This is a genomic window from Paraburkholderia bengalensis, assembly GCF_037126505.1.
In the GTDB taxonomy this organism is placed as follows: domain Bacteria; phylum Pseudomonadota; class Gammaproteobacteria; order Burkholderiales; family Burkholderiaceae; genus Paraburkholderia; species Paraburkholderia bengalensis.
In genome coordinates, this window is record NZ_JACFYJ010000252.1 from 1 (window position 1) to 1297 (window position 1297).

1 pseudogene is annotated in these 1297 nt (G+C 63.9%); it reads right to left on the reverse strand.

The window, feature by feature from the left end:
• Nucleotides 1-116 precede the first annotated feature (116 nt).
• Nucleotides 117-1291 (reverse strand): annotated as a pseudogene (locus H3V53_RS43050) (IS3 family transposase); the annotation flags it as partial.
• Nucleotides 1292-1297 lie beyond the last annotated feature (6 nt).

Sequence of the window (1297 nt, forward strand, 5' to 3'; positions counted from 1 at the left end):
CGGACGGATTTGCAGTTAGAGATTTGATGTGAGCTAGCCTCCGTTAAGCGTTGAATCGCGGGTTGTCCACGGGCGGGCGGCGGGTCGCCTCTCTCGATCATGCCGGTGGGCAACCCGCAAGGCGACGCGGTTTGCCTTTTTGCGTTCAGGTTTTCGAATTCCAGCGGCGAACAGTAGCCGATGCTGCTATGCAGGCGGCGTACGTTGTACCAACCTTCAAGGAACCAGAACAGGCGCCGCCGTGCCTGTTCGTGGGTCGCGAAGTGTTCGCGCGAGAGCAATTCTGCTTCGAGCGTGCCGAAGAACGATTCGCACATCGCGTTGTCGTAGGCGTCGCCGGCCGTCCCCATCGACGGTTGCACACCCGCTTCGCGGCAGCGCCGCCCGAAGGCAATGGACGTATATTGGCACCCCTGATCCGAGTGCAGGATGACACCCTCGTGGCGTCGCTGATGCAACGCCATGTCCAGTGCGCGCAACATGAGTTCGGTGTACAGGTGGTTCGACATCGCCCAGCCGACGATGCGGCGGCTGAATACGTCAAGCACCACGGCGAGATACAGAAACCCCTCGCCGGTCGGGATGTAGGTCGCATCGGCCACCCACAGTATGTTCGGGGCTTCAGCACTGAAGTGCCGGCGCACCAGGTCCGGCGCACGCCGTGCCCCCGCGCGTTGTGGCGTGGTACGTGGCCAGCGCTGCCGGCTTGCGCCACAAAGCCCTGCCATGCGCATCACGCGCGCCACCCGCTTGCGTCCCACGTGCACGCCTTCACGCGCGAGTTGCGCATGCACACGTGGTGCGCCATACGTGCCGCGCGAGCTCGTGTGCAGCGTACGGATGCGCGCCAGCAGTTGCGCATCACTGCATGCATGGCGCGATGGTGCGCGTGCCAGCCACGCGTAGAAGCCGCTCGTGGAAACACCGAGCAGCCGCGCCATCCTGGCAACGGGCCAGCAGGCCCGGTTCGCTCTCATGAATCCATACCGCCCTTCGGCGGAACGGCTCCCGTCTCCCGCGCGAACCAGGCCGCCGCCTGCGAGAGAATGTCCCGTTCCATCTTCAGTTGCCGGTTCTCACGACGTAACCGCGTGAGCTCCTGCCGTTCGGCCGTGGTCAGTCCGTCATAACGCACACCGACGTCACGATCGGCCTGTGCGACCCAGTTGATGATCGTCTGTGCGGTCGGTTCGAACTCGCGCGCAAGGTCCTCAGGCGTACGTCCGGACTTCACCAGTTCGACTATCTGGGCCCGGAAGTCCGCTGGGTATGGCATTCGATGTCTGCCCATTTCGAC